This window comes from Streptomyces sp. NPDC002793, from assembly GCF_040295485.1.
Classification (GTDB): Bacteria; Actinomycetota; Actinomycetes; order Streptomycetales; family Streptomycetaceae; genus Streptomyces.
In genome coordinates this window covers 15,819-37,221 of the sequence record NZ_JBEOVL010000014.1, presented here as the reverse complement: position 1 = coordinate 37,221, position 21,403 = coordinate 15,819, and the positions used below count along the sequence as shown (strand labels likewise).

Annotated in this window: 16 protein-coding genes; 8 read left to right on the top strand and 8 right to left on the bottom strand. The window is 72.3% G+C overall.

Translation table 11 applies throughout. The features are described from left to right. Window positions 1-27: 27 nt before the first annotated feature. Window positions 28-276 (bottom strand): hypothetical protein, encoded by a 249-nt coding sequence (locus ABT001_RS15990; protein WP_351277293.1) that lies wholly within the window; start codon window positions 274-276, stop codon window positions 28-30. Next, window positions 263-1,603, bottom strand: a complete 1,341-nt coding sequence (locus ABT001_RS15985; protein ID WP_351277290.1) for a PspC domain-containing protein — start codon at window positions 1,601-1,603, stop codon at window positions 263-265. The genes ABT001_RS15990 and ABT001_RS15985 overlap by 14 nt, the downstream gene beginning before the upstream one ends. Window positions 1,604-1,771: 168 nt before the next feature. Here ABT001_RS15985 and ABT001_RS15980 point away from each other — a divergent pair, with 168 nt between their 5' ends. Beyond that, on the top strand, window positions 1,772-3,058 hold the full coding sequence (locus ABT001_RS15980) for a PspC domain-containing protein (protein WP_351277287.1): 1,287 nt from the start codon (window positions 1,772-1,774) through the stop codon (window positions 3,056-3,058). Further along, window positions 3,055-3,750, top strand: a complete 696-nt coding sequence (locus tag ABT001_RS15975) for a LuxR C-terminal-related transcriptional regulator (protein ID WP_103516958.1) — start codon at window positions 3,055-3,057, stop codon at window positions 3,748-3,750. The genes ABT001_RS15980 and ABT001_RS15975 overlap by 4 nt, the downstream gene beginning before the upstream one ends. 47 nt (window positions 3,751-3,797) lie before the next feature. On the opposite strand, the gene ABT001_RS15970 is transcribed toward ABT001_RS15975, so the two are convergent. Further along, window positions 3,798-4,856 carry a C40 family peptidase gene (locus tag ABT001_RS15970; RefSeq protein ID WP_351277284.1) on the bottom strand — a complete coding sequence of 353 codons (1,059 nt, stop codon included), beginning with the start codon at window positions 4,854-4,856 and terminating at the stop codon, window positions 3,798-3,800. A gap of 354 nt (window positions 4,857-5,210) precedes the next feature. Here ABT001_RS15970 and ABT001_RS15965 point away from each other — a divergent pair, with 354 nt between their 5' ends. Continuing rightward, a complete protein-coding gene (locus ABT001_RS15965; protein WP_351277281.1) occupies window positions 5,211-5,564 on the top strand; it encodes a hypothetical protein in 354 nt (117 codons plus the stop codon). A gap of 61 nt (window positions 5,565-5,625) precedes the next feature. Here the strand turns inward: ABT001_RS15965 and ABT001_RS15960 are convergent, their stop codons facing one another. Continuing rightward, on the bottom strand, window positions 5,626-6,795 hold the full coding sequence (locus tag ABT001_RS15960; protein WP_351277278.1) for a C40 family peptidase: 1,170 nt from the start codon (window positions 6,793-6,795) through the stop codon (window positions 5,626-5,628). 450 nt (window positions 6,796-7,245) lie between these two features. Here ABT001_RS15960 and pcrA point away from each other — a divergent pair, with 450 nt between their 5' ends. Further along, complete coding sequence (gene pcrA, locus ABT001_RS15955; protein ID WP_351277276.1) at window positions 7,246-9,684, top strand: DNA helicase PcrA; 2,439 nt, start codon at window positions 7,246-7,248, stop codon at window positions 9,682-9,684. 66 nt (window positions 9,685-9,750) lie between these two features. Here the strand turns inward: pcrA and ABT001_RS15950 are convergent, their stop codons facing one another. Both ABT001_RS15950 and ABT001_RS15945 read right to left on the bottom strand, forming a co-directional pair. Beyond that, window positions 9,751-11,358: a M23 family metallopeptidase gene (locus ABT001_RS15950; RefSeq protein WP_351277273.1), complete on the bottom strand. Its 1,608-nt coding sequence runs from the start codon at window positions 11,356-11,358 to the stop codon at window positions 9,751-9,753. A 218-nt stretch (window positions 11,359-11,576) separates the two neighbouring features. After that, a complete protein-coding gene (locus ABT001_RS15945; protein WP_351277270.1) occupies window positions 11,577-12,482 on the bottom strand; it encodes an esterase/lipase family protein in 906 nt (301 codons plus the stop codon). Between the two features lie 338 nt (window positions 12,483-12,820). Between ABT001_RS15945 and icmB the strand changes: the two genes are divergently transcribed. Then, window positions 12,821-13,234, top strand: coding sequence for a coenzyme B12-dependent isobutyryl CoA mutase small subunit (gene icmB, locus ABT001_RS15940; RefSeq protein WP_351277267.1), 414 nt, complete (start codon window positions 12,821-12,823; stop codon window positions 13,232-13,234). A gap of 26 nt (window positions 13,235-13,260) precedes the next feature. Here the strand turns inward: icmB and ABT001_RS15935 are convergent, their stop codons facing one another. Together ABT001_RS15935 and ABT001_RS15930 are read right to left on the bottom strand one after the other, a co-directional pair. Then, the gene (locus ABT001_RS15935; RefSeq protein WP_351277264.1) at window positions 13,261-14,973 is read right to left on the bottom strand and encodes a DUF5691 domain-containing protein; all 1,713 of its coding nucleotides are present in this window, start codon (window positions 14,971-14,973) and stop codon (window positions 13,261-13,263) included. A 111-nt stretch (window positions 14,974-15,084) separates the two neighbouring features. Next, complete coding sequence (locus ABT001_RS15930) at window positions 15,085-16,155, bottom strand: SWIM zinc finger family protein (RefSeq protein ID WP_502967473.1); 1,071 nt, start codon at window positions 16,153-16,155, stop codon at window positions 15,085-15,087. 349 nt (window positions 16,156-16,504) lie between these two features. Between ABT001_RS15930 and ABT001_RS15925 the strand changes: the two genes are divergently transcribed. From ABT001_RS15925 to ABT001_RS15915, 3 genes are read left to right on the top strand one after another with little or no spacing between them, the layout of a single operon-like run. Continuing rightward, on the top strand, window positions 16,505-17,617 hold the full coding sequence (locus ABT001_RS15925; RefSeq protein WP_351277259.1) for an ATP-binding protein: 1,113 nt from the start codon (window positions 16,505-16,507) through the stop codon (window positions 17,615-17,617). Then, on the top strand, window positions 17,614-19,926 hold the full coding sequence (locus ABT001_RS15920) for a DUF5682 family protein (RefSeq protein WP_351277256.1): 2,313 nt from the start codon (window positions 17,614-17,616) through the stop codon (window positions 19,924-19,926). Before ABT001_RS15925 ends, ABT001_RS15920 begins: the two co-directional genes overlap by 4 nt. A 38-nt stretch (window positions 19,927-19,964) precedes the next feature. Further along, window positions 19,965-21,233, top strand: a complete 1,269-nt coding sequence (locus ABT001_RS15915) for a VWA domain-containing protein (protein WP_351277254.1) — start codon at window positions 19,965-19,967, stop codon at window positions 21,231-21,233. Window positions 21,234-21,403: the final 170 nt, after the last annotated feature.

Genomic DNA, 21,403 nt, shown 5'->3' with positions numbered 1-21,403 from the left:
GTCGCGCCGCCCGCCGCCCGCCGCCCGTTACGGGAGGGGGGCGGCCCGCGTCGCCGCCGAGTCCTCCGCCGGTGCCTTACGCGTGTGGCGCCGCCGCAGCCGGTAGCTCACCCAGGTCACCGTCACCGCGAGCCAGAGGCCGCCGAAGAACACGGCGGCGACGAACGACCACGGGATGTTCCACGCCCCCGCCGCGTCCGCCGCGTAGCCGCCCGCCAGGGTCAGCATGACGAGGCCCGCCACCGCGCGGCCCGGCCGGAACTCATGACGCGGCACGGGTGACCTCCAACTGTCCGATGCCGATGCCCATGCCCAGCTCCACGGTGCCGGCGGGCTTGCTGTCCCCGGAGGGCTCGATGGTCCGCTCCGTCTTCCGGCCGGGGGCGATGTCCACGTCCTTGCGCCGGTCGGACGGGAACTGGATGTCGCCGAGACCGGCCTCGGCGACCACCTTCACCGTCACACCCTCCGGTACGACGACGAGCGCGCGGCCCACGGCGACCTGGACACGGGTACGCACGGTGTCGCCCTTCGCCACGGTGATCCGGGACAGGTCGAGCTCGGCTATCCCGGTGCTCAGCTTGTACTGCGGCTGGACCGACGCGACCGAGGCCGGACGCCATTCCTTCCGGACCCAGTCGGTGCCGATCTCCTCGGGTACGGCGGAGGCTCCCGCCAGCAGCCCCGCCGTGATCACGGCCAGCACGATCGTGCCGAAGCCGGTCCTGCCGACGAAGGAGGCGGTCACCAGGCCCAGGGCGAACACCCCGAGCGCCGCCGTGAGACCGATCTGCAGGCTCGTCCCCAGCGGATGGGTGTCCCAGCTCAGTCCCGTGCCCAGGCCGCCCGCGAGCAGGGCGAGCAGGAAGACGATCCCGCCGATCGACCGAGGGCCCCCGGTGCCCGGTGCGCGGTAGGGCGGGCGGTACGGGGCGTCAGGCGTCGGACCGCTCCTGCCGAACTCCGCCGCCTGCGGCGACGCGTTCGCGGGGCCCCACAGATAGCCGGTCCCCGGCGGGCCCGTGGTGCCGTCCTTGACGATCGGGTCCCGCCACCAGGACGGGCTGCCCGGCGTGGGCGGTGCCTTCACCTCGGGTGGGGCAGCCCCGTGGCCTGCGGTGTGCGCCGGGCTCCCGGCGGTCTGCTTGGCCGCCGTACCCGGGGCGTGCTCGGGCGGGACCGCCCTGCGGTGCTGTGTCCAGACCGAGAAGCCGATGACGCTCAGCGACAGCATCGCGGCGAAGGCGAGCATCCCGCGGTTGTGCAGCATCGACAGCAGCAGCCCGCAGCCCACCAGGGCCAGCAGCAGCGCGATCAGGGAGGCGCCCTCGACCCGGCCCGACAGCAGCCGGCGCGCCTCGTTCTCGTCCTCGCCCTCCACGGGGAGAAGCAGCCACGCGAAGCCGTAGAAGATCAGGCCGACGCCGCCCGTGACCGCGAGGACGCCGAGCACGATCCGGAAGATCACCGGGTCCACGTCGCAGTACCGGCCGAGCCCGCCGCACACACCGGCCACGACCTTCTGCCGTGGGCTGCGCCGCAGCTGCGGTGCCGGCTCGGGAGGCGGAGTGACGCCGGGGGAGGCGTCCTGGGGAACGGTCATGGCTCCATGGTGACGGGCCGTACGCCTTCGTGGGACCCGCGACGACCCTGGCCGATCCCTGATATTGCGTGTCAGGGCCCCGGGGCCGGCCCGTACGTCCTCGGCCTCAGGGTCGCGTCCGGGCAGACCCTGATGCCACGACCCGCCGGAACGTGTGACGATCGGTGCATGCCAGCAGCCACGACCAGAGCCCCGAGCTCGCACGCCCCGGAACCGGAGGAGCCGGCGCCGCGCAAGCTGTACCGCAGCGCCGACGGACGGATGCTCGGCGGCGTCGCGCGCGGGCTCGCGGGGCATCTGGGGCTGCCCGTCGCCTGGGTCCGGTTCGTGTTCCTCGGTCTGTTCTTCGCGGACGGCCTCGGCGCCCTGCTCTACGCGGTGTTCTGGATCGTCGTGCCGCTCGGCGTCGGCGGGGTCGAGACATCTCGCTCCTTCTTCGAGACCGCCCCGGACGGCCGGCGCAGACTCCGTAAGCCGGACCAGGGCCAGGTGTTCGCCCTGGTGGCGCTGCTCTTCGGCGCGGTGATCTTCGTCGGCAGTGTCGACATGGGCAGCGAGGCCGACCGTTACGTCTGGCCAGCGCTGCTGATCGGCGGCGGCTCGGTCCTGGTGTGGCGCCAGGCGGACAACGCGCGCCGCGCCCGCTGGATGGAGGCCGGACGCCACCGCCGGGTGCTGCACCTGGCCCGGGGGCTGGCCGGCGTCGCGCTCGTCGGCCTCGGGCTCGCCGCCTTCATGGTGGTGCGGGGATCGGCGGCCCAGCTCGGCACCGCGCTGACCGCCGCCGTCGCCGTACTCACCGGCATCGCGCTGCTCGCGGGCCCCTATCTCGTACGGATGACGCAGGACCTCTCCGAGGAACGCCTGATGCGCATCCGGGCCCAGGAGCGCGCCGAAGTCGCCGCCCATGTCCATGACTCCGTCCTGCACACGCTCACACTGATCCAGCGCAACGCGGACGACGGCGGCGAGGTGCGGAGGCTCGCCCGCGCCCAGGAGCGGGAGCTGCGGAACTGGCTGTACAACCCGGAGGGCACCGGCAAGGAGGAGGCCGAGGAGCCGACGAGCCTCGCCGACGCCGTCAAGCGCGCCGCCGCCGAGGTGGAGGACAAGCACGGCGTTCCGCTGGAGGTCGTCGTCGTCGGGGACTGCCCGCTCGACGAGAAGCTGGCGGCCCAGATGCAGGCAGCGCGCGAGGCGATGGTCAACGCCGCCAAGTACGGTGGCGAGGGCGGTGCCGTCCAGGTGTACGCGGAGGTAGAGGGCCGCACGGTCTTCGTCTCCGTACGGGACCGGGGGCCGGGCTTCGACCTGGACGCCGTCCCGGACGACAGGATGGGCGTACGGGAATCGATCATCGGCCGGATGCAGCGCAACGGCGGTACGGCACGGCTGCGTTCGGTGCCCGACGGGGGCACGGAAGTCGAGCTGGAGATGGAGAGGGCGAGCGAATGACCGAGAACACCGAAGCGACCGGAGGCCCGGAGCGCCGGGTACGGGTCGTGCTCGTCGACGACCACCGGATGTTCCGCACCGGGGTCCAGGCCGAGATCGGCCGCACGGAGGAGACCGGGGTCGAGGTCGTCGGCGAGGCCGCCGACGTCGACCAGGCGGTCACCGTCATCACCGCGACCCGCCCCGAGGTCGTCCTCCTCGACGTCCACCTCCCGGGCGGCGGCGGTGTCGAGGTGCTGCGGCGCTGCGCCCCGATGATGGGCGCGGTCGAGAACCCGGTGCGCTTCCTGGCGCTGTCCGTCTCGGACGCCGCCGAGGACGTCATCGGCGTCATCCGCGGCGGCGCCCGCGGCTACGTCACCAAGACCATCACCGGCGCCGACCTGGTCGACTCCGTCTTCCGGGTCCAGGACGGCGACGCGGTGTTCTCGCCGCGGCTGGCCGGCTTCGTCCTCGACGCCTTCGCCTCGACGGACGCGCCGCCGGTCGACGAGGACCTGGACCGGCTGACGCAGCGCGAGCGCGAGGTGCTGCGGCTGATCGCGCGCGGGTACGCGTACAAGGAGATCGCCAAGCAGCTGTTCATCTCGGTGAAGACGGTCGAGTCCCATGTCTCGGCCGTGCTGCGCAAGCTCCAGCTCTCCAACCGGCACGAGCTGACCCGGTGGGCGACTGCGCGACGGCTGGTCTGAGCCCTCTGCGTTATGGCAGTTACGGCAGTGGCCGAAGGCCATGGAGCCTAAGCGACACGGGTCGCTCCCGCGAAGGGCATTTCGCTGATCGGCGCGATGCGGACCGGGGCTCCCGGGCGCGGGGCGTGGATCATCTGGCCGCCGCCGATGTAGAGCCCGACGTGGGTGACGCCGGGGTAGAAGAACACCAGGTCCCCGGGGGCGAGTTCGGAGCGGGAGACCCGTTGGCCGGCGTTGATCTGCGTGTACGTGGTGCGGGGCAGGGACACGCCCGCGTCCCGCCAGGCGGCCTGGGTGAGACCGGAGCAGTCGAAGGAGGCGGGGCCGGTGGCTCCCCAGACGTACGGCTTGCCGAGGGCCCCGTACGCGAAGGCGACGGCCTGCGCCGCACGGGCGTTGGGGGCGGCGACGGAGCCGCGCGGAACGCCCCGGTCGGCCCGGACGGCGCTGCCGCCGGCCGAGCGTTCGTAGGCGGCGCGCTGGTCGGCGGTGAGGGTGGCCAGGAGTTTCCGGGCGTCGGCGAGCTTGGCGTGGACCGCGTCCTTGTGCTCCTTCAGCTCCGCCCGGCGGGAGGTGAGGGCCGCCAGCTCGTCCTGGGCCCGGGCGCGGAGCTGCGCGAGGTCGCTGATCTGCCGGCGCACGCCGTTGAGCGCGCCGGCCTGGCGGTCGCCTGCCCGGTCCTCGTAGGAGGCACGCTCCAGGTACTCGTCGGGGTCGGAGGAGAGGATCAGCCGGACAGCGGGGTCGATGCCCGCGCTGCGGTACTGCGCGGTGGCGTACGCGCCGAGGGCGTCGCGGGCGGTGTTGAGGCGTTCGGTCCTGCGGGCGGCCTCGTCGCGCAGGGTGTCGAGGGCCTTCTCGGAGGCGGTCGCCTTCTCCTTCGCACCGTTGTACTTCTCGGTCGCCACCTCGGCGTCGTGGTACAGCCGGTCGACCTTGCCCTCCACCTGGGCCGGGGTGAGCTGGGGGTCGGCCTGGGCGGCGCCTTCGAGGGCGGTCGCGGTCGCCGCCCCCGCCAGGGCGAGGGTGGCTGCGGTGCGGGCAGCAGGCCCGTTGAACAGGCGCTGCTTGGGCTTGCGGTGAGCGGCTTTCCGATCGGCGGCCACGGGAGCGGTGCGTCCTTCCGTTCGACTGCCTGCCGGGGGGTACCGGCCGGCCCGCCGGGTCCGGGGCGGGCCGTCACAGGGGGAGTGGCCCGCCGCCGGATTCCTGGCGGGGCGACCGGGCACCGCCCGGTACGGGGGCGGTGGGTGTGGAACCGGTCACCTGGGAGGGACGCTAAACCCGGCGCACGAGGAAGAGGTGTAATGACAGCTATTGCCCTCATGTGCTGTTTCGTTTCCCTCGAATGACCGGAAAAAACAGCCGGAGTCCGGCAATTCGTGCAGTCCCGGAGTGCATTCATCGGTAAGTCGTACCTGGCCGAAGAGTGGTGGTATGGGCGCGGTTAGGCTGCGGCCATGGACGTACTCATCAATGTCTTCGTGGCCCTGCACATCATCGGTATCGCCTGCCTGCTGGGCGGCTTCCTGACACAGATGAAGGCCATGGGCGAGGGCACGGCGCGCTTCGTCCCGGCCATGCTGCACGGTGCGCTCACCATGCTCGTCACGGGTGTCGCGCTGGTCGGGCTCAACCAGGCCGACGACCAGAGCGTGAACAACGTCAAGATCGGCATCAAGCTGTTGGTCCTGATCGTGATCCTGGCGCTCGTCTACGTGAAGCGGGACGAGGAGAAGGCGGGCAAGGGCGCGTTCGCCGCGGTCGGCGGGCTGACGGTCGCCAACATCTTCATCGCCACGCTCTGGACCTGAGCGGGCGCGTACGACGGACGAGGGGGAGGGGGCGGCCCGTCGGCCGCCCCCTCCCGCCGGGTCAGGCCGGGCGCACGCTGCCGTAGATCGGCATGTAGTAGATCGACTCCTCGCGGACGTTCGCACCCGGCTTCGGTGCGTGGATCATCATGCCGTCGCCCTTGTAGATGCCGACGTGGCTGATGTCGTCGTAGAAGAAGACCAGGTCCCCCGGCCGCAGATCCGCCGTGGCCACCCGGGTGCCGACCTCGACCTGGTCCCAGGTGGTGCGCGGCAGATCGACGCCCGCCTCCTTCCAGGCGGCCTGGGTGAGCCCGGAGCAGTCGTACGAGGACGGGCCCGTCGCCCCCCAGACGTACGGCTTGCCGATCTGGGCGGCGGCGAAGGCCAGGACCTTCTCGGCCTTCGTGGCGTAGCCGCTGTCGGAGCCACTGCCTGAGCCGCCCGTGTCGCCTGTCCCGGTGCCCGTGCCGGGCTCCTCCTGCGCGGCCTCCTCCTTGGCGGCCTCCTCGGCCTTCTCCTCCGCGGCGGCCTGCTGCCGGGCCAGCTCCTCGGCCTTGCGCCGGGCCTCGGCCTCCTTCTCGCGTTCCAGCTCCGCGAGCCGTGCCTTCTCCTCGGCGGTCAGCTTCGACAGCAGGGAGCGTGCCTCGGTGAGCTTCGCCTGCACCTGCTGCTTGCTGGTGCGCAGCGATTCCTGCGACGCGGTGAGCGCTTCGAGGCTCTTCGTCGCCTCGACGCGCTTCGCCGCCGCTTCCTTCTGCTGCGTACGGAAGTCGGCGACCGCCTTCTGCTGCCGGCTGGTCATCCGGGCCATCAGCTGGTCCTGGTCGAAGTACGCCTGGGGGTCGTCCGCGAGGAAGAACGTCGCGGTCGGGGCGATCGAGCCGCTGCGGTACTGCGCGGCGGCGTAGCTGCCCAGCTCCCGGCGCGTCTCGTTGAGTTTGTCGGCCCGCTTTGCCGCGGCCTCCAGGAGGGCGTCGACCTCGGAGCGCTGCTCGGCCGACGCGGTCTTCGCCTTGTTGTAGTGCTGAGTCGCGGTGCCGGCCTGCCGGTAGAGGTCGTCGACCTTCTTCTGTACTTCCTCGATACCGGGCTTGGGCTCGCTGGGGGCGGCCGTCGCGCTCTGCGTGGAGAGCAGGGTGACGGAGGCGAGCGCCGCCGTCGTGAGACCGACGGCAGGGGTGGTACGCACCCGGGTACGGGGCTTGCGATGCGACGCCAAGGCCGGCATCTCCTTCCGTGGACCGCCTATTGGGTCAGCGATGGGGGTCCCTCCCCAGGCCGTTCAGGGACTGGGGGAGGGGGCGGGCGGAACGGAAGGCTGCCCTACGGTCCGGTGGAGGCGGACCGATTCACCCCGGTGCTGCGTGTGGGTCCCCGGTTCCGGGTCCCGTCGGGGAAGTACGGATTCGGCGGGGGCGCCCGTGCGGCGCGGTTCGCCTCAAGGGGGTACGGGGCACCCGCCGGAGACGCTAGCCAATGCGTGGTGCCCCTGTGAAGGTTGATGTTCGATTTGCCCGATACATTTTCGTGACCTTTGCCGGGTGGTGGTCCGTGCGGCCGGAAGGGCACCCGGATTCTCACGCATCGTGGCGGGTCCGTTCCGTTACGCGCACGGTCCCGGGCTCTTGTGGCCGATGCGGCCCGGGCTGTCGGTGCGGCCGCCTAGACTCGTGAAGCGATGAGCAGCCTCTTTGACGACAGTTTCCTGACCGGCCTCCAGCAAGCGGAGGAAGGCCCCCCGCCGCCCCCCGAGGAGCACGCACCCGACGCGGTGCCGGAGGGTCTCTTCGGGGACGTCTTCGACGCGCCTCCGCCGCCGCGTGACACCCATTACCGCGACGGCGCACCGAGGCCCGTCATCGATCCCGCCGCGCTGCTCGACGGGCTGAACACCGAGCAGCGCGCCGCCGTCGTGCACGCCGGTTCCCCGCTGCTCATCGTCGCCGGGGCCGGCTCGGGCAAGACCAGGGTGCTCACCCACCGGATCGCGCACCTCCTGGCCGAGCGCGGGGTGCACCCGGGACAGATCCTGGCGATCACCTTCACCAACAAGGCCGCCGGCGAGATGAAGGAGCGCGTCGAGGACCTCGTCGGCCCGCGCGCCAACGCCATGTGGGTCATGACCTTCCACAGCGCCTGCGTGCGGATCCTGCGCCGCGAGTCGAAGCGCCTGGGCTTCACCTCGTCGTTCTCGATCTACGACGCCGCCGACTCCAAGCGGCTGATGGCCCTGGTCTGCCGTGATCTGGACCTCGACCCGAAGCGGTACCCGCCGAAGTCGTTCACGGCGAAGGTGTCGAACCTCAAGAACGAGCTCATCGACGAGGAGACGTTCGCGGGGCAGGCCGCGGACGGGTTCGAGAAGACGCTGGCGCAGGCCTACGCGCTGTACCAGGCGCGGCTCCGCGAGGCCAACGCCCTGGACTTCGACGACATCATCATGACGACGGTCCACCTGTTGCAGGCGTTCCCCGACGTCGCCGAGCACTACCGCCGCCGCTTCCGGCACGTCATGGTCGACGAGTACCAGGACACCAACCACGCGCAGTACACGCTCGTGCGCGAACTGGTCGGCCCGTCCGGCGAGGCCGAGGCCCCGGGCGAGCTCTGCGTCGTCGGTGACGCGGACCAGTCGATCTACGCCTTCCGCGGCGCGACGATCCGCAACATCCTCCAGTTCGAGGAGGACTATCCGGACGCGACCACGATCATGCTGGAGCAGAACTACCGCTCCACGCAGACGATCCTCTCCGCGGCCAACGCCGTCATCGAGCGCAACGAGAGCCGTCGCCCCAAGAACCTCTGGACGAACGCGGGCACGGGGGCCCGGATCGCGGGTTACGTCGCGGACACCGAGCACGACGAGGCGCAGTTCGTCGCCGACGAGATCGACCGACTGACGGACGCCGGGGACGCGAAGGCGGGCGACGTCGCCGTCTTCTACCGCACGAACGCCCAGTCCCGTGTCTTCGAAGAGATCTTCATCCGCGTCGGACTGCCCTACAAGGTCGTCGGCGGAGTGCGCTTCTACGAGCGCAAGGAGGTCAGGGACGTCCTGGCCTACCTCCGGGTCCTCTCCAACCCCGAGGACACCGTCCCGCTGCGCCGCATCCTCAATGTGCCCAAGCGGGGCATCGGCGACCGGGCCGAGGCGATGATCGACGCGTTGTCGATGCGCGAGAAGATCTCCTTCCCGCAGGCGCTGCGCCGTGTCGACGAGGCGTACGGCATGGCGGCCCGCTCGTCCAACGCCGTGAAGCGCTTCAACACGCTCATGGAGGAGCTCCGCACGATCGTGGAGTCCGGTGCGGGGCCCGCCGTCGTGCTGGAGGCGGTGATGGAGCGGACCGGCTACCTCGCCGAGCTCCAGGCCTCCACCGACCCGCAGGACGAGACCCGTATCGAGAACCTCCAGGAACTCGCCGCCGTGGCGCTCGAATTCGAGCAGGAGCGTGCGGAGGAGGAGGGCGCCGGGACGCTCGCCGAGTTCCTGGAGAAGGTCGCGCTCGTCGCCGACGCCGACCAGATCCCCGACGAGGACGAGGACGGCTCCGGTGTCGTCACACTGATGACGCTGCACACCGCCAAGGGCCTCGAATTCCCCGTGGTGTTCCTGACGGGCATGGAGGACGGTGTCTTCCCGCACATGCGCGCGCTGGGGCAGGTGAAGGAGCTGGAGGAGGAGCGTCGGCTCGCCTATGTGGGCATCACGCGTGCCCGCGAGCGCCTGTACCTGACCCGGGCGGCGATGCGCAGTGCGTGGGGCCAGCCCTCGTACAACCCGCCGTCGCGGTTCCTGGAGGAGATCCCGGACCAGCACCTGGACTGGAAGCGCAAGGGGCCGATGGCCGCCGCGGCGGGACCGACGTCCGGCATCACGTCGTCGCTGTCCTCGTCGCGTTCGAAGTCCGGGCCCTCGGGATTCGCGACGCGGCGTACCTCGGAGAAGCCGGTGGTCACCCTGGTGGCCGGGGACCGGGTCACGCACGACCAGTTCGGGCTGGGCACGGTGACGGCGGTCGAGGGGTTCGGCGACCAGGCGAAGGCGACGGTCGACTTCGGCGACGAGCGGCCCAAGAAACTGCTGCTGCGGTACGCGCCGGTCGAGAAGCTCTGACCCGGGCGGGCCGGTGGCGGAGGAGCGGCGTCACCGCTTCCCGGCCACCGGTCGGCCCGGTAGGTCTCAGTTCGGGCTGACGCCGTGGCTGCGGAGCCAGGGTGTCGGGTCGATCGCCGAACCGCCGCCGGGCCGTACCTCGAAGTGCAGGTGCGGGCCGGTGGAGTTGCCGGAGTTCCCCGAGTAGGCGATGACGTCGCCGGCCTTGACCGAGCCGGAGCGGATCTTCGTCGTGCTGAGGTGGCAGTACCACGTCTCGGTGCCGTCGGCCGCGGTGACGATGGCCATGTTCCCGTAGGCGCTGTTGTACTGGGTGCGGACGGTGCCGTCCGTCGCCGCCATCACGGGAGTGCCGTAGGCCACGGGGAAGTCGATGCCCGTGTGCATGGACATCCAGTTCACCCCGGCCTGGCCGTAGGAGGCGCTGAGTCCGTGCTGTGCCACGGGCAGGACGAACTTGGGACGCTCGGCTTCGATGCGCGCGGCCTCCGCGTCGCGCCTCCTCTTGTCGGCGGCCTGACGCTCCTTCAGGTCGATGCGTTCCTGGGTGCGGCTGGCGCGGTCGGCGAAGTTCTCGGCGTCGGCGCTGAGGTTGGCGAGCTGGGTGTCCAGCTTGTTGTTCGCCACCGCGGGCTTCACCGTTTCGGCGGCTGCCATGGACGTGGTGTCGTCCTTCGTCTCCTCGCCGCTACCGGCGCCGCTGACCGAGGCGGCGGCGATGCCCGCAACGCTCATGACGCAGGCGGAGGGGACGGCGACGGTGAGGAGGGCGGAACGCTTCGCGGGGGTGCGGCGCCGGCCCCGGCTGCCGCCGCGGGGGGCGGCGGAACGGCTCACGGGGCGCGGCACGGAGGCGGATTCCGCGGTGGCGTCGGTCGGATCGATGATGTCGGTGACGTCCTGCGCCGGTTCCTGGGACTCGAACCCGGTGGCCTCGTCGTACGCGGCCGGGTACGTGTCCGTCCGCGCGTGGTCCGCCTCGGCCGTTCCGACGCTTGCGGAGTGGTCGTGGGAGTCGATGCCCCCGGAGGAGGCGAACTCGGCCGTCTCGTACGGATCGTAGGACGCCGACTGGTGTTCGTACGGTGCATACGACGTCTGTTCGGTCGCGTACGCGGCGTTCTCGGGCGTGGCGCCGGTGTTCCAGGCGGTGGCGTCGTACGTGCCGGTCTCGGCGGCCGCGTAGCCGTCGTGCCCCACGGCCCCGAAGTCGGGAGCGGTGAAGGTGCCGGTCGCGTAGGCCGTGGTGTCGAAGGTGGTGGTGGGGAAGGCGCCGGTGTCGCCCGTCGCCCACTGGTCGGCCTGGCCGGTGTGGTCCCAGCCCGTCGTGTCCCACTGACCCGTGACGTCCTGGGCCGGAACGGCGGCCTGGGCCGGGATGCCGGCCTCGGGTGTCCAGGTGGCGGTCGTGTCGTAGCCCTGGGAGGTCTGCGGATGGGCCTGGGCGGCGCCGTAGGCGTCGTACGCGGCCTGCTGATGAGCTCCGGTGTCCCACTGGCCGCTGTCGTAGCCGTTGTAGCCACCGTCGTACGCCGGGGCGTAACCGCCGCCGTACGTCGTGTCGTGGCTGCTGTGGTCCTGACCTGGCAGGGAGCCGAAGAGCGGGTCGGTGTTGAAGCTGCCGGTGGGGCTGTCGTATCCGGCATACCCGGCGTGGGGGTGCTGGTCGTTCACCAACTTCTCTCTCGCCTCGGCAGCAGGACCTGTTCCGGGGTCCGGTGGGGGGATCCCAGGGGTGAGCAGTGGCCGCGACTGTACCCGGCGGTAGACGAGGACGACAATCTTCGGCGGCCTCAAGTACTTCAGGAAACGGGCAATCGGCCGCCTTTCGGTGGAGCGAGGCGTCAGGCTTGGTTTTATGTTCGAAATCAGTTCTATTTTTCTGGGGGAAATCAGGCGACGGAGGCGGATCCCTCGGCGCCGACGGCCGGACCGTGGGAATCGAGCGCCTGACGGATGGCGGACGCGACCGCGGGGTGCACCGGGAGCGCGAGGTGGCCGACGCCGGTGACGCGCACGTTCACCACGTCGAGATCGGGGTGGTCGACACAGGCGGTCTCGACCGGCACCATCACCCGGTCCAGCTCGCTCCAGAAGCTGATGAACCGTGTCCGGCAGCCAGGGGCGGGGCGGCGCAGCTCCTCGATCAGGCCGGATCCCGGGCGCATCTGGCGGACGATCGGGTGTGCCCCGGCCAACGGGGCGGCGGCGGTGCCACCGTGCGGCGTACCGAGGGTGACGAGTGTGCGGACCCGGCGGTCCCCGCCGAGCCGCTGCACGTAGTACCGCGCGATCAGGCCGCCGAGGCTGTGTCCGACGATGTCGATCTCGCGGTGCCCGGTGCGGGCGCAGATTTCCTCCACATGGCGGTCGAGCAGCTCGGCCGCGGTGCGGATGTCGCACGTCAGGGGCGAGTAGTTGAGCGACTCCAGGTGGTGCCAGCCGTGCCGGGCCAGGGAGCGGCGCAGCAGGACGAAGACGGAGCGGTTGTCGATGAAGCCGTGCAGGAGGACGACGGGCGGGCGGTCGTCCGAGGGGTTCGGCAGTGTGTGGGGCGTGTCGGCCGAACGGGTGGTCCGGACGGGGTCCGAGCCAGGGTCGGTGCCGGTGCCGGTGCCGGTGTCGGGGGTGGGTGCGGGGGCCCGGCGCTCCGGAGCGATGCCGGACGGGTAGATCAGCACGTGCCCCGCGAGGATGACCAGCTCCAGCGCGGTCGCTCCGATCACCGTCGACGACAGCCGGAGGGGACGCGGGCACGCCCTGCGCAGCAGTGGGGGTAGGAAAGGCGGGATCTTCATGGCCGACCTCCTGCACCGGCGTGCGGGGAGGCGGCTCCCTTCCCGCACGCCCTCACGGGGAGCGCTGAAGGTGACCGGGCCCTGATGCGGCCGGGGGCCGTGTCACCGTGCCGTGCGGCTGACGGCGCGGTGACACGGCGACCTCGTTGCGGCTCCCCTGGCGGCGCTCCCCGCGCGGCCGGTGGCCGCCCGGTGCCGGGAACGACGCCGGCGAACATGTCCCATGTGTGATTTCCCCCTCCTGGTCCACCGTGAAACGACACCGTGCGGGATGCTGTGGATAACGTTCGTTCACATCACCGGCCCTCCGGGCACGGGAGACGCATGTGGAGGCATTGATGGGTGTGACCGGTCCGATCCGTGTGGTGGTGGCCAAGCCGGGCCTCGACGGCCATGACCGCGGGGCCAAGGTGATCGCGCGGGCACTGCGCGACGCGGGCATGGAGGTCATCTACACGGGGCTTCACCAGACTCCTGAGCAGATCGTGGACACGGCGATCCAGGAGGACGCCGACGCCATCGGCCTCTCGATCCTCTCCGGTGCGCACAACACGCTCTTCGCCAAGGTCATCGAGCTGCTGAAGGAACGCGAGGCGGAGGACATCAAGGTGTTCGGTGGCGGCATCATTCCCGAGGCGGACATCGCTCCGCTGAAGGAGCAGGGTGTGGCGGAGATCTTCACCCCGGGTGCGACGACGGCCTCGATCGTCGACTGGGTGAACGCGCACGTCCGTCAGGCCGCGGAGGCCTGAGAGCCGCCCATGTACTGATGTCCTGCTCAGTCCGGTCGGTCCGTGCCGTGTGCCGGGTCCGTGCCGTGTGTGCCGCCCGTTCCCCGTGCGCCGTCAGTGTCGGTCCGGACCAGCTCCGCGTCCATGGCGGCGCGTAGGCGAAGGGTGGAGACCAGGCGCTGGAACGCCTCCGACCAGTAACCACCGGCACCCGGTGAAGCGCCTTCCGGCTCGTCGGGTGTGGTGGTGAGCACGGCGAGCCGGTCGGCCTCGGCCGGATTCAGGCAGCGCTCGGCGAGGCCCATCACCCCGCTGAAGCTCCAGGGGTAACTCCCCGCGTCCCGGGCGATGTCGAGTGCGTCGACCACCGACCGGCCGAGCGGGCCGTCCCAGGGCACGGAGCAGACGCCGAGCAGCTGGAAGGCCTCGGACAGACCGTGCGCGGCTATGAAACCGGCGACCCAGAGCGCCCGTTCGGGTGGCGGCAGGGTCGCGAGGAGCTGTGACCGCTCGGCCAGCGACGCCGTTCCTGGACCGTTCGCCGGAGGTGTCGAGGGAGCTCCGAGGAGTGCCCGCGCCCAGTCGGGATTCCGCTGCCGGACCGCGGCCCGGCACCAGGCGGCGTGCAGCTCACCGGCCCAGCCGTCGGCGACCGGAAGCGTCACGAGCTCCTGGGCCGTCCGGCCGCCGAACCTCTCATGCCAGGCACCGAGCGGGGTCGCCTCCACCAACTGGCCCAGCCACCAGGACCGTTCACCACGTCCCGAGGGCGGAACGGGCACCACTCCGTCACGCTGCATCGCGGCGTCGCACTCGTGCGGCGCCTCCACGGCGATGGATTCGGCACCCCCGGTACGGTCGGGGTTCACGCAGGACGTGGCACGATCCGCCATCCGCCGGGCGAGCGCCGAACCGGGCAGCGCGGACAGCAACTCCGCCGCCGTCGAGCGGACGTTGCGGCTACGGTCCGCCAGCGCCTCCTCCAGGAAGGCCTCGTCCGCCCCGCAGAGACCGGACCGCAGTGAATCGAGGAACATCAGCCGGTCCTCGGCCCGCTCGGTGGACCACGTGGTCGCGAGCAGGGACCGGGCCGCGTCGGGATCCCGCCCGCGCACGGCGCCGAGCAGCGCGACCCGCTCGGCGAAGAGTCCCTCAGCCCAGAGCCGGCGCACGGCCTCCGGATCCGCTGTCTGCGGCTGCTGGGCGCCGCGTGAGGACGCACGCAGCGCGAACCTCCACTCCGGATTCAGCGCGGCCAGCCATAGCCCGCGCGGCCCGGCGAACGTCAGCACGTGCGGGCGCAGATCCGTACGCGCCCTCGCCGCGTCCAACAGCGCGGGCAGCAGCTCCGACGGCGCCCGGTAGCCGTGCGCACCGGCGGAGGCCAGCCACTGGGGGATCAGCTCGGTGAGGTCGGGAGCCGTACCACGGCGCCCGCCGCTGGGGGGTGCCGAGCGGTCGGCGAGCAACTGGGCGAGCCGACGGCGGGCGGCGGCAGGCAGCGGCGGACGCGGATCGGCGGGGGCGGGCACCGGCAGGCCGGCCCCGGTCGCCGGCCGCAGAGCTGCCCGCCGCCGCACGGTGTGCACCGCCGCTGTGCCGAGCAGCGCCGCCGGACCGGCCGCGGCACCGCTCGCACCGACCTCCGGCCGGAGGGGGCGCCGGTCGGTGCCGAGCAGGGCCGAGGTGACGAGTTCTTCCCACGAGGCGCTCACGGGCGTGCCGGTGGTCGAGCCGGTGAGCGTGACGGTGGTGGGCATCGGGTCCCTTCCGTTGGTCCGGGGAACGCGGGTCGAGCAAGCAGCGGGCGGAGAGGACGGCGGGACGGAGCGGGACGGCGGGGCGGCACGACGGCACGACGGGGCGAGGCGTCAGACGAGCGCCACGGCCGCGCTCACCCCGATGTCGTCCTGGGCCTCGGGGCACCAGGCCGCGAGCGGGTCGAAGCCCCGGTGCCCGCACTCGCCGAACACCGTCACGGGGCCGCCGCCGGAGAGCGCCACGAGCTTCCACAGACCCGGCCGGGACAGCGCCGAGGACGCGACCGGTAGGGCGGAGCCGTCCGCCGCGCCGACCAGCTGCCAACCGTCTCCGGAGGGCGCGGGTATGACATCGCGCAGGGTGGCAGGCCAGGCGTCGAGCCAGGGGTCGTCCCGCAGCGCGCGGCCGTACGCTGCGAGGGCATCGGCCGTCGTGCCGCCGGGCGGCGGTGCGGTCGTGACGACAGGCTCGCCGAACCGCTCCCCCAGCTCGGCCCGCAGCCCCCCGCCGCCCGGATATGTCGTCACCTCGGCGTCGATCACCGTGCCCACCGGCAGCGCATGGGCGGGAGCGCGCCCTGGTGCCCCGTAGGACAGCAGCAGCGCGGTGCGCCCCGACTCCCGTCCGTGCAGCCAGATGCGGCGGGTCACGATCCGGCCGTCCGGTGTGTCGTACTGGGCGAGGACCAGCCAGTGGTCACGGACGGCCGGCCCTTCGGCCGAAGCCGTGAGGCCCACTCGCGAACGGACGGTCGCCGCCAGCGGACCGGGCAGCCGGTCGAGCCCGAGCCAGGCCGAGTCCAGCAGATGCAGCAGCGCGCACTCCTCGAGCAGCCGGGCCGGCCAGCCGGACCCCGAGGCCGGAATCGTCCCCAGCTCCCGGACCCGGTGGGCGAGTCCGGGGGCCTGGGCGTCGACCATGCGGGCCGCAGTCTCCTCCCACAGCCCGTAATCCGGCCGGTCCGTCCCCGCGAGCCCGCCCCGCAGCAGGTCCGCGAGCCGCTGCTCCAGCTCGCGCGCGCCACTTGTGATGCGAGCGTGTCTGCGGTCCGCGCGGCGGGCCGCCGCCAGGCCGGCCGCGCATGACGCGTCGTCAAGGGCGGGGTCCGGCCCCTGCTCCCTCGTCCGGCGCTCCACCGGGCCGGTGGAGCGCCAGGGTTCTCCCCCGTGAGATAGCACCATGGAACCGACGGTAGAGCGCGCCACTGACAATCGGCTCCGACCTGCGATTCCGCCTGTCCCGCAGCCGCCTTGACCACCTCGTGCGCTTCCCCGCGAAGGAGAGAGTTCGGCGAACCACACCGGGGGAGGCCGTCGAGGAGATGAAGGGCGAGGCGCTCCTCACGAGCCGCGGATGCGTCGCGGTCTCGCCCGTCGCGGTCTCGCCCGTCGCGGTCTCGCCCGTCACGGGCTGAACCGCGGCGTCGCGTACCGCTCCACGACCGGTCCCGGCCGAAGTGCCGGGACCGATTGTCAGTGCCGTGGTGCACGGTGGGAACCACATCGGATCGACCGATCCGGAGGGGGATCCATGACCGTGTCCGTACAGACCGACGCAGCCGGCGGCGAGGCTCTGAGGCCGCACGCCGAGCATGCGTTCGCCGATGAACTCAGGGCGCTCGCCGCCGCCGACGACCGTCCCAGGCCCGCCCGTTGGAAGCTCTCGCCGTGGGCCGTCTCCACCTATCTGCTCGGCGGGACGCTCCAGGACGGCACACTGATCACACCGAAGTACGTCGGCCCGCGCCGCCTCGTCGAGGTCGCCGTGAGCACGCTCGCCACCGACCGGGCCCTGCTCCTCCTCGGCGTTCCGGGGACCGCCAAGACCTGGGTGTCCGAGCACCTCGCCGCAGCGGTCAGCGGGGACTCGACCCTGCTCGTCCAGGGCACCGCGGGCACCCCCGAGGAGGCCGTCCGCTACGGGTGGAACTACGCGCAGTTGCTGGCTCACGGTCCGAGCCGGGAGGCGCTGGTGCCGAGCCCCGTCATGCGGGCCATGGCCGAGGGCATGACCGCCCGGGTCGAGGAGCTCACGCGCATCCCCGCCGATGTGCAGGACGCCCTCATCACGATCCTGTCGGAGAAGACGCTCCCCGTCCCCGAGCTGGGGCAAGAGGTCCAGGCCGTCCGGGGGTTCAACCTCGTCGCCACGGCCAACGACCGTGACCGGGGGGTCAACGAGCTCTCCAGCGCACTGCGCCGCCGGTTCAACACCGTCGTGCTGCCGCTGCCCGCGACACCCGAGGCCGAGGTGGACATCGTGGCCCGGCGGGTGGCACAGATCGGACGCTCGCTCGACCTGCCCCCGGCGCCCGACGGCATGACCGAGATCCGGCGTGTCGTCACGGTCTTCCGCGAACTGCGCAACGGCATCACCACGGACGGCCGCACGAAGCTCAAGTCGCCGTCCGGGACGCTCTCCACGGCCGAGGCCATCTCCGTCGTCACCGGAGGCCTCGCGCTGGCCGCCCACTTCGGCGACGGCGTCCTGCGGCCGGGTGACGTGGCGGCGGGCATACTCGGGGCCGTCGTCCGCGACCCCACGGCCGACCGGTTGGTCTGGCAGGAATACGTGGAGACAGTCGTCCGGGAGCGGGACGGCTGGAAGGACTTCTACCGCGCCTGCCGCGAGGCCGCCGAATGACACCCCGCGCCGGAGGAGCCACCGCTCCCGCCGGGGGGCCGTTGCTGTTGGGGGTGCGCCACCACGGGCCGGGCTCCGCCCGCGCGGTCCTGGCCGCGCTGGAATCGGCCCGGCCGAGTGCCGTGCTCGTCGAAGGACCGCCCGAGGGCGACGCCCTGCTGCCGCTCGCGGGGCACCGCCGGATGCGCCCGCCGGTCGCGCTCCTCGCGCACGCCGTGGACGATCCGGGGCGTGCCGCCTTCTGGCCCCTGGCCGACTTCTCGCCCGAATGGGTGGCGATCCGCTGGGCGTCGACGCACGCGGTCCCCGTGCGCTTCATCGATCTGCCCGCCGCACACTCCCTGGCCCTGGTGGACGAGCGGGAGACCCGGCCGGCGGAGGGCGGACCGGGCATCGACCCGATCGGCGTCCTCGCCGAGGCCGCCGGATACGACGACCCCGAGCGCTGGTGGGAGGACGTCGTCGAGCACCGAGCCGCGGACGGACGGCCCGCCGACCCGCTGGCCCCGTTCGACGCGCTCGCCGAGGCGATGACGGCGCTCCGTGAGGCGTACGACGACGGCGGACATCCGCTGGACGCGGTCCGGGAGGCGTGCATGCGACTTCAGCTGCGCGCCGCCCGCAAGGAGTTCGGCGACGGCGTCGCCGTGGTCTGCGGCGCGTGGCACGTCCCCGCGCTCACCGCGAGGACGACGGTCGCCGCCGATCGGGCGCTCCTCAAGGGGATGCCCAAGGTCAAGGCGGAGCTGACCTGGGTCCCCTGGACCCATCGCAGGCTCGCCCGGCACAGCGGATACGGCGCGGGGATCGAATCCCCCGGCTGGTACGGGCACCTCTTCGGCGCCCCCGACCGGCCGGTCGAGCGCTGGATGACGAAGGTCGCCGGAGTGCTGCGCGACATGGACAGGGCCGTGTCATCGGCGGACGTCATCGAGGCCGTCCGGCTCGCCGGGACACTGGCAGCCCTGCGCGGCCGCCCGGCCGTCGGCCTGGCCGAAGCCACCGACGCGGTCAGGTCCGTCATGTGCGACGGCTCCGAGGTGCCGCTCGCCCTCGTGCGGGACCGGCTCGTCATCGGCGAGGTCCTCGGTGAGGTCCCCGACACCGCCCCCGCCGTCCCGCTCCAGCGCGACCTGGACAGACAGCAGCGCACCCTGAGGCTCAGGCCCGAGGCGGAGAGGCGTGAGCTGGAGCTCGATCTGCGCAAGGACACCGACGCGGCCCGCAGCAGACTGCTGCACCGGCTGCGGCTCCTCGGGGTTGACTGGGGCGAACGTGCCGCGGGCCGGGGCAGTACGGGCACGTTCCGGGAGAGCTGGCGGCTGCACTGGGAGCCCGAGCTGTTCGTCCGGATAGCCGAGGCCGGGGTGTGGGGCACCACCGTGCTCGGCGCCGCGACCGCCAGGACCGAGTCGGACGCGGTGTCGGCGCAGTCACTCGCTGAGGTCACCGCGCTCGCCGAGCGGTGCCTCCTGGCCGGACTGCCCGACGCCCTGTCCGTCGTGATGAGCGCCCTCGCCGACCGGGCGGCCCTCGACGCGGATGTCGGCCACCTCGCCGACGCACTGCCCGCCCTGGCCCGCTCCCTGCGGTACGGGGACGTGCGGTCCACCGGCACCGCGGCCCTGGGGGAGGTGGCCGTCGGGCTCGCCGAGCGGGTCTGTGTGGGCCTGCCACCCGCCTGCACCGGCCTCGACGAGGCCGCGGCGGAGGAGGCGTACCGCCGGGTGGACGGTGTGCACGGCGCGATCGGGTTGCTCGCCGAGGCGGCCGGGGCGGACGGTCTGCCCGAGCGGTGGGCCGGCGTCCTGCGCAAACTGTCCGGCAGGGACGCGGTCGCCGGGGTGATCCGGGGCCGTGCCACGCGTCTGCTCCTGGACGACGGACGGTTGGCCGGGAGCGAGGCCGCGCGCCTGATGGGCCTGGCCCTCTCGCGCGGCACCGCACCGGCGGAAGCGGCTGCCTGGATCGAGGGATTCGTCGGCGGAGCGGCCGGCGGAGGACTGCTGCTCGTCCACGACGACCGGCTCCTCGGGCTCGTCGACACCTGGCTGACGGGCATATCGGCCGACGCGTTCACCGAAGTGCTCCCGCTGCTGCGCCGCACGTTCTCGGCCTACGAACCGGGCGTACGGCGCACCCTGGGCGAGCTCGTCCGTCGCGGGCCGGATCCCGGTGGGGAGCGCGCTGGGGGGACACCCGTGACGCCGGGCTTCGGTGAGGGACTCGACGAGGAGCGGGCGGACGCGGTGGTTCCGGTGCTGCGGCTGCTGCTCGGCGTCGACGCGCCGACAGGGGCGGACGGATGAGCGCGGGCCGAGTGGAATCGAGGAAGAGGGAACGAGCGATGCACGTGACTCCTGCCGGGACCGGGACCGAGACCGAGACCGGGACCCGCCCCCGGAGCGAGCAGGCCGGGAGCAAGACCGGGAGCAAGGCCGGGAGCAGGACCGGGGACGAGCGGCTGCGGCGCTGGCGCCTGGTGCTCGGTGCCGACGGCGCCGAGAGCACGGGACACGAGCTCGCCGGACGCGACGTGGCGATGGACGGAGCGCTGACCGCGCTGTACGGCGGTTCGAAGAAGCCGGGCGGCCGCGGCGCGGCCGAGCGCTCCGCGGGCCTCGGGGCGTCCGCCCCGTCCGTGGCCCGCTGGCTCGGCGACATCCGGACGTACTTCCCTGCATCTGTCGTCCAGGTCATGCAGCGCGACGCCATCGACCGCCTCGGGCTCGCCACCCTGCTGCTGGAGCCGGAGATGCTGGAGGCCGTCGAACCCGACGTCCACCTGGTCGGCACCCTGCTCTCGCTCGGCAAGGCCATGCCGGAGACGACGAAGGAGACGGCCCGCGCCGTCGTACGCAAGGTCGTCGAGGACCTGGAGCGCCGATTGGCCACCCGTACCAGGGCGACGCTGACCGGCGCCCTGGACCGCTCGGCCAGGACAGGCCGGCCGCGCCACGGCGACATCGACTGGGACCGCACGGTCCGGGCCAACCTGAAGAACTACGTGCCCCTTCCCGGGGCGGACGGCGTGGGCACGGTGATCCCCGAGCGCCTCATCGGCTACGGGCGTACCGACCGGTCCGTGAAGAAGGACGTCATCCTCTGCGTCGACCAGTCGGGCTCCATGGCCGCCTCGGTCGTCCACGCTTCGGTCTTCGGCGCGGTGCTCGCCTCGATGCGGACCCTGGCGACCCGGTTCGTGGTGTTCGACACGTCCGTCGTCGATCTCACCGATCGGCTCGACGATCCGGTCGACGTCCTGTTCGGCACACAGCTCGGCGGAGGCACGGACATCAACCGGGCCCTCGCGTACTGCCAGTCGAGGATCACCCGTCCGGCGGACACGGTCGTCGTCCTCATCAGTGATCTCCACGAAGGAGGGATACGGGACGAGATGGTCGAGCGGGCTGCCGCGATGAAGGCCGCAGGCGTGCAGTTCGTCACTCTGCTCGCCCTCTCCGACGAGGGCACGCCCTCCTACGACCGGGAGCACGCAGCCGCGCTGGGGGCACTCGGCTCCCCGGCCTTCGCCTGCACTCCCGACCTGTTTCCCGAGATCATGGCCGCGGCGATCGAGAAACGCCCCCTGCCGATACCGGACACGGGCCGGTGACCGGAGGGGCTCTCGCCATGCCCGGCCGACCGGCCGGAGGCGGCGTTTTGTCCCTCGTACGTCGGCTACCAGCGCGATCTGTGACCGTTATCACCGCCCAGGTGTGATCTGCAATTTAGGGTCCGGCGCGGCACGGGGGATAACCTGCCGGATGGACATGCCGCGTACTC

Excerpts from the sequence above, each read along its gene's own strand:
- ABT001_RS15985 (WP_351277290.1), bottom strand. The coding sequence starts at position 1,603 with ATGACCGTTCCCCAGGACGCCTCCCCCGGCGTCACTCCGCCTCCCGAG.
- ABT001_RS15980 (WP_351277287.1), top strand. The coding sequence starts at position 1,772 with ATGCCAGCAGCCACGACCAGAGCCCCGAGCTCGCACGCCCCGGAACCG.
- ABT001_RS15975 (WP_103516958.1), top strand. The coding sequence starts at position 3,055 with ATGACCGAGAACACCGAAGCGACCGGAGGCCCGGAGCGCCGGGTACGG.
- ABT001_RS15965 (WP_351277281.1), top strand. The coding sequence starts at position 5,211 with ATGGACGTACTCATCAATGTCTTCGTGGCCCTGCACATCATCGGTATC.
- ABT001_RS15960 (WP_351277278.1), bottom strand. The coding sequence starts at position 6,795 with ATGCCGGCCTTGGCGTCGCATCGCAAGCCCCGTACCCGGGTGCGTACC.
- pcrA (WP_351277276.1), top strand. The coding sequence starts at position 7,246 with ATGAGCAGCCTCTTTGACGACAGTTTCCTGACCGGCCTCCAGCAAGCG.
- ABT001_RS15945 (WP_351277270.1), bottom strand. The coding sequence starts at position 12,482 with ATGAAGATCCCGCCTTTCCTACCCCCACTGCTGCGCAGGGCGTGCCCG.
- icmB (WP_351277267.1), top strand. The coding sequence starts at position 12,821 with ATGGGTGTGACCGGTCCGATCCGTGTGGTGGTGGCCAAGCCGGGCCTC.
- ABT001_RS15935 (WP_351277264.1), bottom strand. The coding sequence starts at position 14,973 with ATGCCCACCACCGTCACGCTCACCGGCTCGACCACCGGCACGCCCGTG.
- ABT001_RS15930 (WP_502967473.1), bottom strand. The coding sequence starts at position 16,155 with ATGGTGCTATCTCACGGGGGAGAACCCTGGCGCTCCACCGGCCCGGTG.
- ABT001_RS15925 (WP_351277259.1), top strand. The coding sequence starts at position 16,505 with ATGACCGTGTCCGTACAGACCGACGCAGCCGGCGGCGAGGCTCTGAGG.
- ABT001_RS15920 (WP_351277256.1), top strand. The coding sequence starts at position 17,614 with ATGACACCCCGCGCCGGAGGAGCCACCGCTCCCGCCGGGGGGCCGTTG.
- ABT001_RS15915 (WP_351277254.1), top strand. The coding sequence starts at position 19,965 with ATGCACGTGACTCCTGCCGGGACCGGGACCGAGACCGAGACCGGGACC.